The sequence below is a fragment of the Pseudonocardia alaniniphila genome (genome assembly GCF_022524485.1).
In the GTDB taxonomy this organism is placed as follows: domain Bacteria; phylum Actinomycetota; class Actinomycetes; order Mycobacteriales; family Pseudonocardiaceae; genus Pseudonocardia; species Pseudonocardia alaniniphila.
On record NZ_JAKXMK010000025.1, the window covers coordinates 51,069 to 66,782 of the forward strand.

Here is a 15,714-nt window from a genome sequence, read left to right on the forward strand (position 1 = left end):
CCCGGTGACGGCCTCCTCCTCTCACGCCACGGCCATGGTCCCCTCGGCCAGCCGGCCTTCCCGCGCAGGACGCGACCTCGCGGCGGCCATCGCTGTGGGCGTCGCGTTGGGCGTGGTGATCCTTTCCTCACTGCTGTTCCAACGACACTTCTTCATCGCCGTGCTCGCCGTAGCCACGGCGGTGGGCACCTGGGAACTCGCCGGTGCGTTGCGTCGCGGCGCAGGCATCGAGGTGCCGATCACCGTGCTGCTCGTCGGCGGGCAGGCGATGGTGTGGCTGTCGTGGCCGTTCGGGCTGCGCGGCCTGGCCATTTCGTTCGTGCTCACGGCACTTGCGATGCTGATCTGGCGGATGCGCACCGGGGCGGTGCACTACGTCCGTGACGTCACGGCCGGGATGTTCACGGCCGCCTATGTGCCGCTCTTCTGTTCCTTCGCCACGCTCATGGTGGTGGCCGACGACGGTCTCGGTCGTGTGCTCACGTTCCTGATCTGTGGCGTGGCGTCCGACATCGGTGGTTACGCGGCGGGGGTCTTCCTCGGTCGGCATCCGATGGCGCCGATGATCAGCCCGAAGAAGTCGTGGGAGGGCTTCGCCGGATCGCAGGTAGCCGGCATGCTCGCGGGAGCGCTGTCCGTCCACTTCCTGCTCGGTGGGGCCTGGTGGTGGGGAGCGCTCACGGGCGCATTGCTGGTGGTCAGCGCCACGCTGGGCGATCTCGTCGAATCCATGATCAAGCGCGATCTCGGGATCAAGGACATGGGCACGTTGTTGCCTGGCCACGGTGGACTGATGGACCGGCTGGACTCGCTGCTCCCCACAGCCGTCGTGGCCTGGTTGCTGCTCAGCATCGTCGTGCCCGTGCCGTGATGCGGTCGCTGCGCGCTGCAGTGGCTGCCGCCGTAGGCGCGGACCCGCTGATCCCGAGCCCCAACATCTGGAACTGGCCCGAGGTCTACGAGCAGGAGAACCGCGCACAGGACGCCGACGGTGCCGTGTGGACGGTGCTGCGTGAGCTCACGCCGTGGGCCGGGTTGGACGTGCTCGATGTGGGCTGCGGCGACGGATTCCACCTCCCGGTCTTCGCGGCGGAGGCGGCGTCGGTGACGGGCGTCGAGCCGCATCCGCCCCTGGTCGAGCGCGCACGCCGCCGTGTCGGGACGCGTGCACGGGTGCTGCAGGCGGGCGCCGCCGCGCTTCCGCTGCCGGATGCGAGTGTCGATGTCGTGCACGCGCGCACCGCGTACTTCTTCGGTCCTGGATGCGAGCCAGGGCTGGCGGAAGCGCAGCGCGTGCTGCGTCCGGGTGGGGCAATCGCCATCGTCGACCTGGACGCGACGGTGGAGCCTTACGGCCGCTGGATGCGCGCCGACATCCCGCGCTACGACCCGGCGCGCGTCGAGCGCTTCTTCGAGAAGCAGGGCTTCAGCCTGCGCCGGGTGCCGACTACCTGGCGCTTTCCCGACCGTGCCTCCTGTGAGGCGGTGCTGCGGATCGAGTTCTCCCGCGCGGTGGCCGAGCGTGCCGTTGCCGAGACCGTCGGGCTCGCGGTGCCTGTCGGGTACCGCGTGCACGTGCGCCGCAAAGTAGCCATATCGCAGGCGTGAGTGGCCCGGTCGCTGAGGGTGGTCGCCGACAAGATGCGGCCCGCTCTGGATACCGTGGAGCCATGCGCGGATCCGCGGAGCCCTACGTGCCCTATGTCGAGCCGATCGCCGGCGGGGCATGGTGGACGATCGGTGCGGCGGCGCTCGACGCCGGCGTGGGCACTGTCGTGCTGGCGGGGGGCCTGGGCGTCACCGCCGGCCTGATCGTCGCCCTGAAGAAGCGGTACGGAACCGGCGTCCCGCTGCCGCCACGCGGCCGCGGACGGTTCCTCCGACTGCTCGGCATCACCGTGGCTCTGGTGGCGGTGGCCGGCACGGTGCTGGGCTACTTCGGCCTCGGTGAGCTCACGGTGCCCATCGCGTGCGCGATGGTGGGCGTGGCCCTGATTCTCCTGTCGTCGCAGCTGGACGAACGGGTCTTCCTCGCCGCCGGGGGCGGGTTGATGGTGCTCGGAGCGGTGGGCGCGCTGCTCGCCCTGGACTCCGCGGGGAACATGTACCCGCAGGGGCTGGTCGGGTTGGTCGCGGGTGGGATCCTCTGGCTGGCCGGCGCGTACCGCACTGGTCTGCTCGACGAGGCGCGGCAGCGCGTCCGGCGCTGACTCTCCCTCCCACGGGGGATCGGGTTCCCTCGCAGCTGGGAGGGAACCGCAGCGTGATCGGCGGATCGTCTCCGGCATGGTCATCGCGCGCGAACGCAGACTCACTGCTCCCTCTTCCGTCCCGGCCCTGACCTGGTCGGCACTGGCGATCTGCCTCGGCCTCTGGTGGCTGTGGCAGCCGCGGCGCTACCCCTTCGTCCCGGGCGATCCGGCGACGTTCGGCACCCTGCTGGGCGTGGTGCCCGCAGCCGCGATGCCACTCCTGCTCGTTGCGGCGGGGGTGTGGGGGACGGTGGTCGCGTGCCTCGCCGCGCGGCGGCAGCCGGCACAGGGCACGACGGTCATCGTCGTGGGAACCGCTGCGGTGTTCGCCGTGGTTTTCGGCTTGGTCGTTCCCGGGATCCAACCGCTCACCCTCGTCGGCTATGCAATGGCGATGCTCGGGCCACCCGTGCTGTTCGGCGTGGTGCTTGCCGGGGCCTGGCGGTGGCGCGGCGGCCCCTGGGTGGTTGGCGTTCTCCTACTGGTAGCGGCCCTGGCCTGGTTCACCGGGCTCGCGGACGGAGCCGTCCTCCTGCGCTACCTGGACGTCATCACGACAAGTGCGGAGCGGGCGGGACCGCCGGCCGTGTTGCTGTTCTTCCTGGTCGGAGGCCTGGTCTGGGGCCTGTTCGGCACGCACACGCTGCTGCGGATCCGGGTTGACCGCCCGGCCCCTGTATGGATGCAGCCCGCCGCCGCAGCGCGCTGGGGAAGGGTCGCGGTGGTGATCGCCACGGTCTGCGCGCTGCCCTACGGCCTGGTCCGGCTGACGTGGCTGACCCCGTGGCCGCTGGGCGGCGACGCCGCGGAACTGGCTGACCATCCCGAGATCAGGCTGCACGGGCTGCTGCTCGGCCTGGCCGCTCTGGCCGGCGCGGTGCTCACCACCGGCCTCGTCGCCTGCTGGGGCGAGGTCTGGCCCCGCTGGCTGCCGGTGCTGCGGGGACGGCCCGTCCCGGTGGCTGCAGCCGTTGTGCCGGGAACACTGGTGGCGACCCTGTTCACCGTGGCCGCTCTCCCGTTCTCGGTCATGGCGGTCACGAGCGGGACGCCTGGAATGCTGCTCTACTTCCCGTTCCCCGTATGGGGCCCCGCGCTCGGCGCTGCCGTTCTGGCCTATGCCCTTCGCCGACGGGACGACATGGCCCGGCCTGGCACAATCGACGGGTCATGACTGCTCTGCCTCTGGTGTTCGACGCACCCAAGCGTGCCACCCCGCCGCGCCATCTCGCCGACCTCGACCCCGCCGACCGGCGTGCCGTGGCCGGTGAGCTCGGCCTGCCCGCCTTCCGCGCCGACCAGCTGGCCCGGCACTACTTCGGCCGCTTCACCGCGGACCTCGACGCCATGACCGACCTGCCGGCCGGCGCTCGCGACACCCTCCGTGCGTTGCTCCCACCGCTGGTCACGCCCGTCCTCGAGCAGTCGTGCGACGACGGTGCCACCCGCAAGACACTGTGGAAGGGCCACGACGGCACTCGCGCGGAGTCCGTCCTGATGGGCTACCCGGACCGTGCCACTGTGTGTGTGTCCAGCCAGGCAGGCTGCGGCATGGCCTGCCCGTTCTGCGCCACAGGGCAGGGCGGGCTGCAGCGCAACCTGTCCACGGGCGAGATCGTCGAGCAGGTCCGGCAGGCCGCGGCCGCCGCCCGCGACGGCGCGCTGGGCCGTCCCGCCCGGCTCTCCAACGTGGTGTTCATGGGGATGGGCGAGCCGCTGGCCAACTACAAGCGAGTGGTCGCCGCGGTGCGGCGGATCACCGAGCCGTCGCCGGATGGGCTGGGCATCTCCGCGCGCGGCGTCACCGTCTCCACGGTCGGGCTGGTTCCGGCGATCGACAAGCTGGCCGCTGAAGGTCTGCCCGTCACCCTCGCGGTGTCGCTCCACACGCCGGATGACGAGTTGCGCGACACGCTCGTGCCCGTCAACAACCGCTGGAAGGTGAGCGAGGTGCTGGCGGCCGCGCGCCGCTACGCCCAGACAACCGGACGCCGGGTGTCGATCGAGTACGCCCTGATCCGCGACGTCAACGACCAGCCGTGGCGGGCGGACCTCCTCGGCACGCTGCTGCGCCAGCAGGTCGGCACGAAGCGCGTTCACGTGAATCTCATCCCGCTGAATCCCACCCCGGGCAGCCAATGGGATGCCTCGCCGCGGCGGGTGCAGGACGAGTTCGTCGCGCGGGTGCAGGCGACCGGGGTTGCGTGCACGGTGCGCGACACGCGGGGCCGGGAGATCGCGGCTGCCTGCGGTCAGCTCGCCGCGTCGCAGGCCTGAGCCCTGGAGCGGGTGACCGCGGCTCGCGTCTGAGGAGGCTCGGAGACCTCGCCGAGGTTTTCAGCCGCTGGTAAGGACGTCGGCGAGGTTGAAGCGCACCGGCCGTTCGAGCTGGTCGTAGGTGCACGACTCCGGATCACGGTCCGGCCGCCAGCGCACGAACTGTGCGGTGTGGCGGAACCGGTCGCCCTCCATGTAGTCGTAGCGGACCTCCACGACACGCTCCGGGCACAGCGGGACGAACGACAGGTCCTTGCCGGCGTTCCAGCGGCTGGTCTCGTTCTTGCGGGGCGTCCGTTCACCCTGCTCGTGCGCTGCCCAATTCCAGGGATGCTCGTCGAACGTCGTCACCAGCGGCTGCAGCTCGGTGAACAGCGATCGTCGCGTCGCCATCGGGAACGCGCCGACCACACCGACGGAGTTGAGCACGCCGCGGTCGTCGAACAGACCGAGGAGCAACGAGCCGAGCACATCGGGGCCGGACTTGTGTACCCGGTAGCCGGCTACGACGCAGTCGGCGGTGCGCTCATGTTTGATCTTGCTCATCACGCGCTTGTCGGGCTGGTACCGCAGATCGAGCTTCTTCGCGATGAGTCCGTCCAGGCCTGCGCCCTCGAACTGCTCGAACCACTTCCGCGCGGTGTCCAGATCACGGGTGACAGGTGTCAGATGTACGGGGGGTGCTGCGCTGGCGAAGGCACGTTCGAGTGCGGCACGGCGGTCCTCGAGCGGCTGCTCGGTGAGGTCCTCGTCTCCGAGGGCGAGCAGGTCGAACGCGATGAAACTGGCGGGTGTCTGCTCGGACAGCAGCTTGACGCGGCTCGCGGCCGGATGGATCCGCTGCTGGAGCGCCTCGAAGTCGAGGGTGTTGCGCGCGGTGTCGGCGACCACGATCTCCCCGTCGACGACGGCACGCTCGGGGAACTCCGCGAGAACGGCCTCGACGATCTCAGGGAAGTAGCGCGTCATCGGGCGTTCGTTGCGGCTGCCGATCTCCACCTCGTCGCCGTCCCGGAAGATGATCGACCGGAAGCCGTCCCATTTCGGCTCGTACAGCTGACCTGCAGGAATATCGCCGATGGGCTTCGCCAGCATCGGCGCTACGGGCGGCATCACAGGTAGGTGCACGCGGCCAGTCTGGCGACTACCAGCGCCGCGGTCGAGCCTGCGGACGTATTGACCGTCGTCCGGGTGGGTGCGCGTCAGGGAGGCGGATCGGGGTGGTGGGCTTCCTGCGGGGGAGGAACTTCCCCGACGGTTGGTGGCGCAGTCGGTTGGTCCGGGCGGTAGTCGTAGCGGTGGCTGAGGTAGCTGTGCCCGGTGGGAGTGATCCACTCGATCCCACCGTCGTCGTGGGCACGGACCTGCCAGCCGGGGGCGTGCTTCATGCGGTGGTCGTGGGCGCAGCAGCCCGCCATGTTGTCGGCGCTGGTGGGGCCCTTGGGGTGCGGGACGATGTGGTCGAGCTCGGCGTCGATGGCCCGGCGCCTGCAGATCGGTGAGCGGCAGTAGACGTCACGGGCGCGGACGAAGTCGGCGAGGGCGGCCGGCGGCCGGTATGTGGTGCGGCCGTGATCGAGCAGGGCTCCCGAGAGAGGGTCGTAGACCAGGCGTTTCAGTACTGCGTCGGTGGCGATCTCGCGAGCGAGGTCGGCGGGGATGGCGCCGTGGCCGACCAACTCGCAGGGCTGGTCGTCAGCGCCCATCAGGGTGGACAACGGCATGATCACCTGGACGAGGGGCTTGCCGGGGTTCACCGGACGCGGGGGCACCGAGTCGGCTCCATCACCCGCGTCGGGATCACCGCATGCAGCCGAGACGCCGGCGCTACCTGCGCCGTCGGCTCCTTCGGTCTGGTCGACATGGTCGGGGTGCCGGGTCGCCTCGTCGGAGTGAAATGTCACGGGTGTGGCGGCCGCGCAGGTGAGCTTGCCGGTGAGCAGGTCGACGAGGAGGTCGGCCCGGCGGGCATTCATGCCACGAGGGTCGTCGGCACCGATCCCGCGGGCGAGGCGCGAGAGCCACTGGTAGGCCGAGCGTGCATCTGGCGCGGAGAGCAGGGCCCAGAGCGACGCCATCCCGTCCCTCTCGTCGCCGACGGCGACCCGCCGGTCGCAGCGAGCCCTGCGGTGCCGCTCGGCGCCGCCGTCGGGATCGACGCTCAGCACCGCTCGGTTGAGCGAGGCCCGGAGTTGGGCCGGTGTCTGCTCGGACGCGCGGGCGAGGACCCGCTGCTGCACGGCCTGCGCCTTCGCGGGGGACAGGTGGCGGACGGCGTCACAGATTGCGGTGACGCGTCGTTCGTCGATGTGCCCGCTCTCCCAGGCCTGCAACGTCTCGGGCAGGCGGTGGACGAGCTCGAGGGAGCGGGCGATCCGGGCGTTGGCGCTCCCTCGTGGCAGCCGCAGGGCGAGCCCGACCTCGTCGGGTGCGAACGGGCTGGTGACGGAGAGCCGGTCGGAGCCCGCCGGTGTGGGGTCGTCGGGCGGGCGGCGCTTCGCGAACTCCGCCATCAGGCGAGCCTGGCGGGCCTCGGCCCACGCCGCAGCGCGTTCGCAGCCGATCATGGCGTCGATCAGCTGCGCGTCCGAGAGCCGGGACGGGTCAGCGGCGCCGGCGCCCAGCTCGAACGCCGCCCAACCCGACGGTTGCTCATGTGCAGGGGCAGACTCCGGCGCCCCCCGGTCTGACGGCTCGTCGAACGCGTCCGGCGGACCTGCGGGTGACCAGCGCTGGTCGTCCTCCCGGTCGTTGAACACCGCGTGTTCCTCCACGAGAGGAGGCACTCCGGCATCTTCGAACATGCGTTCGACTCTACGTCAACCTCGTCACCCACCACCGGCTTTTGGAAACAACAGGGGGATCATCGAAGGATGACCGCTCCCGCGAAGGCACTCGTGTGCCCCGTCTGACCCGGGCCGAGCTGGAGGCGGCGCGCGATCGCACCCTCGACGACGTGCTGCCCGGCCCGGACGATCCGCCCCTGCGCGTGCTGTTCTGTGGCATCAATCCCGGTCTCGTGTCGGCGGCCACCGGTCACCACTTCGCCCGACCCGGCAACCGGTTCTGGCCGGTCCTGCACGGATCCGGCTTCACCTCGCGACTGTTGCTCCCGGCCGAGCAGGGTGAGCTGCGCGGGCTCGGGCTGGGCATCACCAACATGGCCCCGCGAGCCACGGCACGCGCCGACGAGCTCACGGTGGCCGAGATGGTGGCGGGCGGGAAGCGGCTGCACGAGCTGGTGGAACAGCGTCGGCCCCGATGGCTCGCAGTGGTCGGCGTGACGGCCTACCGGGCTGCGTTCGACGTGCCGCGCGCAGTGGTCGGCCCGCAGGACGAACGGCTGGGGGACACGCGGATCTGGGTGCTGCCCAACCCGAGTGGCCTGAACGCGCACTGGTCGCTCGCGGCGATGGTGGAGGAGTACGGCCGGCTGCGGGCGGCGGCCGACGCCTGACCCTGCGCCGGAGGCGCGCCCCCAGCGGTGTCCGGGGTCGTCCGCGCTTGCGCTCAGGCGTCGAGGTCCTGGACGTCCTCGGTCGGCGGTTCGGCGGCTCCGTCGCGGGCGTCGCGATCGGCCCACTCCAGGAGTTCGTCGATGAGGAACACGGCGTCGTCGATACCGGCGTGCAGGTCACCGAGCTCTGCGTAGCGCGCAGGCACGGTGGCGATGGTGAAGTCCTGCGGGTTGGCCTCGCCCACCTCGTCCCACCGGATCGGCGTGGAGACGACCGCCTCAGGCACCCCACGTACGGAGTAGGCGCTGCGGATGGTGTGGTCGCGCGCGTTCTGGTTGTAGTCGACGAAGATCGACTTGGGGTCGCGGTCCTTGCGCCACCACGTCAGATCGACGAGATCGCAGCGACGGGCCACCTCGCGGGCGAACGCGTGCGCGGCCCGGCGGACGTCGGAGAAGCCGTGGTCCGGCGCGATCCGCACGTAGACGTGCATGCCCTTGCCGCCCGACGTCTTCGGCCAGCCGGTAGCACCCAGCTCGTCGAGCACCTCGTGGGCGACGTTCGCGACCCTCCGCACGTCGTCGTAGGACGCCTCGGGCATCGGGTCGAGGTCGATGCGCCACTCGTCGGGCTTCTCGGTGTCGGTGGCACGGCTGTTCCACGGGTGGAACTCCACCGTGGACATCTGCACGGCCCACACCACGTCGGCCGGGTGCTGGACGCACAGCTCGTCGGCGTGCCGGTTCCAGCGGGGGAAGTGCACGCGAACGGTGCGGACCCAGTCGGGCGCGCCCTTTGGCAGCCGCTTCTGGTGCACTTTCTCGCCGGTGACGCCCGTGGGGAACCGGTGGAGCATGCACGGGCGGTCCCGAAGCGCCCGCACGATCCCGTCGGAGACGGAGATGTAGTAGCGGGCAAGGTCGAGCTTCGTCTCCCCGCGGGCCGGGAAGTAGACGCGGTCCGGGTTGGTCAGCCGGACGACGCGGTCACCGACTTCCAGCTCGACGGCGGGACCGGCCATCGTCGCTCAGCGGCGCCAGGCGTGGCGGCGGCGGATCGCGTGGAGGATCAGACCGAACGCGATCAGGACGGCGGTGCCGACCAGCCAGATGTCCTCGGTGCTGCCCTCGTGGTTGCCGATCGTGAGCAGCAGCAGGATCACGACGGACACCCAGCCGGCGATCACGGAGCCGCGCGGGAACCCGCCGTGCCAGCCCCACTCCGCCGACGGCTCGTCCAACGGGTCGACCGCGGGCCGCTGCGCCAGCTCTCGGGAGTTCCTCGCCACGCCGTCCTCCAGATCCACGATGTGGGCCTCATCGTCGCACAACAGGGCAGCAGGGATGATGGGTGGTGATGAGTGAGTGTGTGAGCGAGTCGATGCCACTGCGCCCGGGCGATGCGCTGACCGGGCGCGGCGGGAGAGTGCGATGAGTAAGCGTTCCGTTCTCGTGCTGGGTTCGACGGGCTCCGTCGGCACCCAGGCGCTCGACGTCATCGCGGCACACCCGGATCGGTTCGTGGTGGCAGGACTCGCCGCGGGCGGTGGCGACCTCGACCTCCTCGCCCGGCAGGCCCGCGACCACGGCGTGCACCGGGTGGCGGTGGCCCGTGCCGACGCCGCCGTCGCGCTGCGGGAGCTGCTGCCGGACGTCGAGGTCCTTGCCGGCCCGGATGCGGCCACCGAGCTCACCGCCACTGCGGGCGCCGACACCGTGCTCAACGGGATCACAGGGTCGGTCGGGCTCGGCCCCACCCTCGCGGCCCTCGCCTCCGGGGCCATCCTGGCTCTCGCCAACAAGGAGTCGCTGGTGGCAGGGGGAGCCCTGGTCACGGGAGCGGCCGCGCCGGGCCAGATCGTCCCTGTCGACTCCGAGCACTCGGCGCTCGCCCAGTGCCTGCGGGGCGGCCGGGTGAACGAGGTGGACCGGCTGGTGCTCACGGCGTCCGGTGGCCCGTTCCGGGGCAGGCGGCGCGCCGAGCTGGCCGGCGTCACCGTGGCGGAGGCGCTGGCGCACCCGACGTGGGACATGGGCCCCGTCGTCACGATCAACTCGGCCAACCTCGTGAACAAGGGCCTCGAGCTGATCGAGGCGCACCTGCTGTTCGACGTGCCCTACGAGCGGATCGACGTGGTGGTGCACCCGCAGTCGATCGTGCATTCGATGGTCACTTTCGTCGACGGTTCGACGCTCGCGCAGGCCAGCCCGCCGGACATGAAGCTGCCCATCGCTCTCGCGCTCGGCTGGCCCGACCGGCTCCCGGCTGCCGCGAAGCCGTGCCGCTGGGACGCGGCTCAGAGCTGGACCTTCGAATCCCTCGACGACGACGCCTTCCCCGGTGTACGGCTGGCCAGGGCGGCAGGCACGGTGGGCGGTTGCCTGCCGGCGGTGCTCAACGCCGCCAACGAGGAGGCCGTGGCCGCGTTCGTCGCTGGTGCGCTGCCGTTCCCCGGCATCTGTGAGGTCCTCGAGGGCGTGCTCGACGCCGCCGATGCCTGGCACGGCGACCCCGCTACCGTGGCCGAGGTGCTGGCGGCCGAGCAGTGGGCACGGGCCCACGCGCGCGAGGCCGTCTCCCGCAGCGCCGGCGGAGCGAGCATCGGTACCGGACAAGCTGGAGCGACCACATGATGACCGTGATCGGTATCGTGATCTTCTTCGTGGGGATCCTGTTCTCGGTCGCCTGGCACGAGCTCGGCCACTTCACCACAGCCAAGTGGTTCGGCATCAAGGTGCCCGAGTTCATGGTCGGCTTCGGTCGCACGATCTGGTCGCGCAAGGTCGGCGAGACGGAGTTCGGACTCAAGGCCGTGCCGCTGGGCGGCTACATCCGGATGATCGGGATGATCCCGCCCGCCAAGGGCGAGACGCTCGGCCGGAGCCGTCGTACCGGTCCGTTCCAGGGCCTGATCGACGACGCTCGCCAGCAGTCGGCGATGGATGTGAAGCCCGAGGACGCAGACCGCCAGTTCTACCTGCGGGCTCCGTGGAAGCGCATCATCGTGATGTTCGCGGGCCCGTTCATGAACCTCGTCCTCGCGGTGTTCCTCTTCGCGGTCGTGCTGATGGGTATCGGCGTGCCCACGTCCACCACGGACGTCGGCCAGGTGAGCGCCTGCGTGGTCTCGGCCACCGCGCCGTCGACCGAGCAGTGCCCCCCGGGCGCGCCCCCCACGCCGGCCGCCGCCGCGGGCTTCCGGCCCGGCGACCGGATCGTCGCCTTCAACGGGCACCCCTACACGCAGTTCGACGGTCGCGACCTGCAGGAGGCGATCCGGGCGTCCTCGGGCACGGTGACGGTCACCGTCGAACGCGACGGTCAGCGCATCGACCTGCACCCGACCCCGATCCGCACCGAGCTGACGAGCTTCGACGACGGTTCGCAGACCGTCCAGGGCGGGTTCCTCGGTGTCAGCCTCGTCTCGGCCTACGAGCGCAAGGACGTCGGTGCCGTCTTCGAGCAGATCGGCGACATCGTGGCCCGCACCGGGCACGCGATCGTGCAGCTGCCCGCCCGGGTGCCGGGGCTGTTCGGGGCGGTGTTCCTCGGCGAGCAGCGTGACGTCAACGGTCCGATCGGCATCGTCGGTGCCTCCCGGATCGGCGGGGAGATCCTGGCCTCCGACGCCCCGCCACTCGCCGAGCTCTCGGTGTTCCTGCAGCTCCTGGCCGGGTTGAACATCTCGCTGTTCCTGTTCAACCTGCTGCCGATCCCCCCGCTGGACGGCGGCCAGATCTTCCCGGCGATCTGGGAGGCGGTGAAACGGCGGATCGCGAAGCTGCGCGGGCTGCCCGACCCCGGTCCCGTCGACGTCGCCAAGCTGATGCCGGTGGCCTACGTCGTGGCGCTGGTGTTCATCGGGTGGAGCGCGCTGTTGTTCGTGGCCGACATCATCAACCCGGTCCAGCTCTTCTGACGGCTCTCCCGGCGGTGCTGCCGATAGTGCTCTCGGCAGCATTGCCGCAGGTCATCACCGGAAACGTGGTGCCCGCCACGACCGGCGGCGAGCCGCATCGTCACCTGGATAATTGAAGGTGTGACCATCAGCGCGGCGGGTGTCCCCGCTCCACCCACGGTCCCGCGTGACCCGTACTCCGAGCGCAACCCTCTCGCCGTGTTCGACATCGACGGCGTGCTTGCCGACGTCCGCCACCGGTTGCACCACCTGGAGGCCCGTCCCCAGCGTTGGGAGCACTTCTTCCAGGCCGCCGATCGCGACCCGCTCCTCGTCGAGGGTGCTGAGCGGGTTCGTGCCGCGCTCGCGGCCCACGATGTGCTCTACCTGACCGGCCGGCCCGAGCGCACCCGGCGGCTCACGGAGGACTGGCTGGTGCGCCACGACCTGCCGGTGGAGCCGCTCGTCATGCGCGCCGACGACGACCAGCGCCCGGCTCGCTGGGTCAAGCGCGAGGTGCTGCGGAAGCTCTCCGCGGTGCGGAGTGTGGTGTCGGTGCTCGACGACGACCCCGCGGTCGTCTCGTTGCTCGAGGCCGACGGATGGCCGGTAGAGCTCGCCACCTGGCTGCCGCACTCGTCGACGCTGCGCAAGGCCCAGGAGGACACGGGTCGCACATAGCCCTCCGTGCACGAGAGAGTGCTCCCGAGCACGCCGCCAGCGGCGGTGGAGGGTGTCGGAGGATACTGGGCGCCGTGAGCGTCTCACTGGGCATGCCCGCACCTCCCGCGCCGACCCTGGCCCCTCGCCGGCCCACCCGGCAGCTGCAGGTCGGTCCCGTCGGAGTCGGGTCCGAGTCCCCGATCTCCGTGCAGTCGATGACCACCACTCTCACCTCTGACGTCAACGCGACCCTCCAGCAGATCGCCGAGCTCACCGCGGCAGGCTGCGACATCGTCCGGGTCGCGTGCCCCAGCCAGGACGACGCCGACGCGCTTCCCGCCATCGCGAGGAAGTCGCAGATCCCGGTGATCGCCGACATCCACTTCCAGCCCAAGTATGTCTTCGCGGCGATCGAGGCAGGCTGCGCCGCCGTGCGCGTCAACCCGGGCAACATCAAGAAGTTCGACGACAAGGTCAAGGAGATCGCGGCCGCCGCCAAGGACCACGGCACCCCGATCCGCATCGGCGTCAACGCGGGCTCGCTCGACAAGCGCCTGATGGAGAAGTACGGCAAGGCCACGCCGGAGGCGCTCGTCGAGTCCGCGCTGTGGGAGGCGGGCCTGTTCGCCGAGCACGACTTCCACGACATCAAGATCTCGGTGAAGCACAACGACCCGGTCGTCATGGTGCGTGCCTACGAGCTGCTGGCCGAGTCCTGCGACTACCCGCTGCACCTCGGCGTCACCGAGGCGGGGCCGGCGTTCCAGGGCACGATCAAGTCGGCCGTGGCGTTCGGGACGCTGCTTCGCCAGGGCATCGGCGACACGATCCGCGTCTCGCTCTCTGCGCCTCCGGTGGAGGAGATCAAGGTCGGCACGCAGATCCTGCAGTCGCTCAACCTCCGCCCCCGCAAGCTCGAGATCGTCTCGTGCCCGTCGTGCGGGCGCGCCCAGGTGGACGTCTACAAGCTCGCCGACGAGGTCACGGCCGGCCTCACCGGCATGGAGGTGCCGCTGCGGGTGGCCGTCATGGGCTGCGTCGTCAACGGTCCGGGGGAGGCCCGTGAAGCCGATCTCGGCGTGGCGTCAGGCAACGGTAAGGGTCAGATCTTCGTCCGCGGCGAGGTGATCAAGACCGTTCCGGAGCACGCCATCGTCGAGACGCTGATCGAGGAGGCGATGAAGATCGCCGAGTCGATCGAGGAGGAGGGCGAGCCGCAGGTCACCGTGGGGTGAGCGGAGCGGAGCCGCGTTCCGTCGCCATCGGGTGAGCGGCCAGGACTCGCGCGGCCCGGTGCGCCGAGCGAGCGGACAAACGAGCGCCACGATCATGTCCCGGACGAGCGGGGCGGTTCTCGCATTGGTGCCATCGCGTGGCACGACTACCGTGCGCGGCGATATTTCGGGGTGCTCAGACCCATCCCGTCGTGTGCATGGCGGCGGCCGTCTGGCATCGTGATGGGGTGCTTCGTGTCGCCGGAGCGCGGCTCCTCGACGACCGGGACCGCGCGGACGTCTGCGCGGTCCTCGAGAGTGATCCCGTTGCCGCCTGCATGGTCGCCGCCCGCGTCGAGGTGGCGGGGCTGGATCCCTGGCGTCTCGGGGGTGAGCTGTGGGGCGTCGGCTCGCGTTTCGACGGTCTCTGTTTCTCCGGCGCCAACCTCGTGCCGCTGCGGGGTGAGCGCGCGGCTCTCCGCAGCTTCGCCGACCGGGCCCGCCGCTACGGCCGCACCTGCTCCTCGCTGGTCGGGCGGGCCGAGCTCGTGATGCCGCTGTGGGACGACCTCGCCGGACACTGGGCGCCCGCCCGTGAGGTGCGCGCCGACCAGCCGCTGATGGCGCTGGCGGGTGCGCCCGCGGTCACCGCCGACCCGTACGTCCGCGCGGTCCGCCCCGACGAGCTGGACCGCTACCTGCCGGCGGCGGTCGCGATGTTCACCGAGGAGGTGGGCATCGACCCGCGCGCAGGCGACGGAGGGGTCGGCTACCGCTCCCGTGTGGCCGAGCTGGTGGCCGCGGGGCGGGCGTTCGCCCGATTCGAGGGCGGCGAGGTGGTGTTCAAGGCGGAGATCGGCGCGCTGTCTCGCCAGGTGGGGCAGATCCAGGGCGTCTGGGTGCATCCCAGCCTCCGTGGCCAGGGGCTGGGCACGGCCGGCACCGCCGCCGTGGTCGAGCGCCTGGCCGCCCTCGGCCGCGTGTCGAGTCTCTACGTCAACGGCTTCAACCGCGTGGCCCGCTCGGCATACGACCGCATCGGCTTCACACAGGTCGGCAGCTTCGCCACGATCCTCTTCTGATCGTCTTCGCCTAGGGTGGGTGCAGCATCCCCAACCTGGCAGGAGGTCATGAGCGTGACGGAGGACGGATCCGGTCTCGGGCAGGCATCGGTGATCGATACCGATGTCGCCCACTCCCCGCGCATCTGGAACTACTGGCTCGGTGGCAAGGACAACTACGAGGTCGACCGCCGCGTCGGTGACCAGTTCCGCGAGCTCTTCCCGCCGATCGTCGACATCGCCCGCTCGTCGCGGCATTTCCTCGCGCGGGCCGTCCGGCACCTCGCCGGGGACGCCGGAGTTCGGCAGTTCCTCGACATCGGCACCGGCCTGCCCACTGTGGACAACACCCACGAGGTGGCTCAGCGGGTGGCCCCCGAGTCCCGCATCGTCTACGTCGACAACGACCCGATCGTGCTCGCGCACGCCCGCGCGCTCCTCCTCAGCTCCCCCGAGGGCTCCACCACCTACATCGACGCGGACCTGTTCGACACCCCCCGGATCCTCGAGGTCGCCGCTCAGAGCCTCGACTTCACCCAGCCGATCGCGCTCATGCTCATGAACATCCTCGGGCACGTGCCGGACTTCGAGCGCGCGCGGGAGGTCGTCGCAGGGCTGGTGGCCGCGCTGCCGCCGGGTAGCTACCTGGTGGTCGCGGACGGCACCACCGACGGCGGGCCGTTCGACGCAGCCATCGACATGTGGAACAAGGCAGGCTCGCTGCCTTACACCCTGCGCACCCCCGAACAGATCGCCCAGTACTTCGACGGGCTGGAGCTGCTCGAGCCGGGGGTCGTCGCCTGCCCGCTGTGGCGACCGGACGCCGTCGACCTCGGTGTTCCCGTGGCCGTCGACGAGTTCGGCGCTGTCGGACGCAAGGGATAGCTCGGC

At 70.8% G+C, this 15,714-nt stretch carries 16 protein-coding genes; 12 read left to right on the plus strand and 4 right to left on the minus strand.

Annotated features, from left to right (window positions below; genetic code table 11):
- The first annotated feature begins 34 nt into the window (after positions 1-34).
- The 5 genes from MMF94_RS27105 to rlmN all read left to right on the plus strand — a co-directional run bounded on the left by MMF94_RS27105 (position 35) and on the right by rlmN (position 4,529).
- The gene (locus MMF94_RS27105; RefSeq protein ID WP_241040026.1) at positions 35-871 is read left to right on the plus strand and encodes a phosphatidate cytidylyltransferase; all 837 of its coding nucleotides are present in this window, start codon (positions 35-37) and stop codon (positions 869-871) included.
- On the plus strand, positions 871-1,608 hold the full coding sequence (locus MMF94_RS27110) for a class I SAM-dependent methyltransferase (protein ID WP_241040027.1): 738 nt from the start codon (positions 871-873) through the stop codon (positions 1,606-1,608). The genes MMF94_RS27105 and MMF94_RS27110 overlap by 1 nt, the downstream gene beginning before the upstream one ends.
- 62 nt (positions 1,609-1,670) lie before the next feature.
- Positions 1,671-2,210, plus strand: coding sequence for a hypothetical protein (locus MMF94_RS27115; protein WP_241040028.1), 540 nt, complete (start codon positions 1,671-1,673; stop codon positions 2,208-2,210).
- A gap of 76 nt (positions 2,211-2,286) precedes the next feature.
- Complete coding sequence (locus MMF94_RS27120; protein WP_241040029.1) at positions 2,287-3,426, plus strand: hypothetical protein; 1,140 nt, start codon at positions 2,287-2,289, stop codon at positions 3,424-3,426.
- On the plus strand, positions 3,423-4,529 hold the full coding sequence (gene rlmN / locus MMF94_RS27125) for a dual-specificity RNA methyltransferase RlmN (RefSeq protein WP_241040030.1): 1,107 nt from the start codon (positions 3,423-3,425) through the stop codon (positions 4,527-4,529). Before MMF94_RS27120 ends, rlmN begins: the two co-directional genes overlap by 4 nt.
- A gap of 60 nt (positions 4,530-4,589) precedes the next feature.
- Here the strand turns inward: rlmN and MMF94_RS27130 are convergent, their stop codons facing one another.
- On the minus strand, positions 4,590-5,657 hold the full coding sequence (locus MMF94_RS27130; protein ID WP_241040031.1) for an ATP-dependent DNA ligase: 1,068 nt from the start codon (positions 5,655-5,657) through the stop codon (positions 4,590-4,592).
- Positions 5,658-5,731: 74 nt separating this feature from the next.
- A complete protein-coding gene (locus MMF94_RS27135) occupies positions 5,732-7,333 on the minus strand; it encodes an HNH endonuclease signature motif containing protein (protein ID WP_241040032.1) in 1,602 nt (533 codons plus the stop codon).
- Positions 7,334-7,428: 95 nt separating this feature from the next.
- Between MMF94_RS27135 and mug the strand changes: the two genes are divergently transcribed.
- Positions 7,429-7,986 carry a G/U mismatch-specific DNA glycosylase gene (gene mug / locus MMF94_RS27140; protein ID WP_241040033.1) on the plus strand — a complete coding sequence of 186 codons (558 nt, stop codon included), beginning with the start codon at positions 7,429-7,431 and terminating at the stop codon, positions 7,984-7,986.
- Between the two features lie 53 nt (positions 7,987-8,039).
- On the opposite strand, the gene ligD is transcribed toward mug, so the two are convergent.
- On the minus strand, positions 8,040-9,008 hold the full coding sequence (gene ligD / locus MMF94_RS27145) for a non-homologous end-joining DNA ligase (RefSeq protein WP_241040034.1): 969 nt from the start codon (positions 9,006-9,008) through the stop codon (positions 8,040-8,042).
- A gap of 6 nt (positions 9,009-9,014) precedes the next feature.
- A complete protein-coding gene (locus tag MMF94_RS27150) occupies positions 9,015-9,293 on the minus strand; it encodes a DUF2631 domain-containing protein (protein WP_241040035.1) in 279 nt (92 codons plus the stop codon).
- Between the two features lie 124 nt (positions 9,294-9,417).
- Here MMF94_RS27150 and dxr point away from each other — a divergent pair, with 124 nt between their 5' ends.
- From dxr to MMF94_RS27180, 6 genes are all read left to right on the plus strand, one after another.
- On the plus strand, positions 9,418-10,620 hold the full coding sequence (gene dxr / locus MMF94_RS27155) for a 1-deoxy-D-xylulose-5-phosphate reductoisomerase (RefSeq protein WP_241040036.1): 1,203 nt from the start codon (positions 9,418-9,420) through the stop codon (positions 10,618-10,620).
- A complete protein-coding gene (locus tag MMF94_RS27160) occupies positions 10,617-11,906 on the plus strand; it encodes a M50 family metallopeptidase (RefSeq protein WP_241040037.1) in 1,290 nt (429 codons plus the stop codon). Before dxr ends, MMF94_RS27160 begins: the two co-directional genes overlap by 4 nt.
- Positions 11,907-12,026: 120 nt before the next feature.
- Positions 12,027-12,566: a phosphatase domain-containing protein gene (locus MMF94_RS27165; RefSeq protein WP_241040038.1), complete on the plus strand. Its 540-nt coding sequence runs from the start codon at positions 12,027-12,029 to the stop codon at positions 12,564-12,566.
- A gap of 74 nt (positions 12,567-12,640) precedes the next feature.
- A complete protein-coding gene (ispG, locus tag MMF94_RS27170; protein WP_241040039.1) occupies positions 12,641-13,783 on the plus strand; it encodes a flavodoxin-dependent (E)-4-hydroxy-3-methylbut-2-enyl-diphosphate synthase in 1,143 nt (380 codons plus the stop codon).
- A 227-nt stretch (positions 13,784-14,010) separates the two neighbouring features.
- The gene (locus MMF94_RS27175; RefSeq protein ID WP_241040040.1) at positions 14,011-14,844 is read left to right on the plus strand and encodes a GNAT family N-acetyltransferase; all 834 of its coding nucleotides are present in this window, start codon (positions 14,011-14,013) and stop codon (positions 14,842-14,844) included.
- 48 nt (positions 14,845-14,892) lie between these two features.
- Entirely contained in the window at positions 14,893-15,708 is an 816-nt protein-coding gene (locus MMF94_RS27180; RefSeq protein WP_241040041.1) for an SAM-dependent methyltransferase, read from the plus strand.
- The last annotated feature ends 6 nt before the right edge of the window (positions 15,709-15,714 follow it).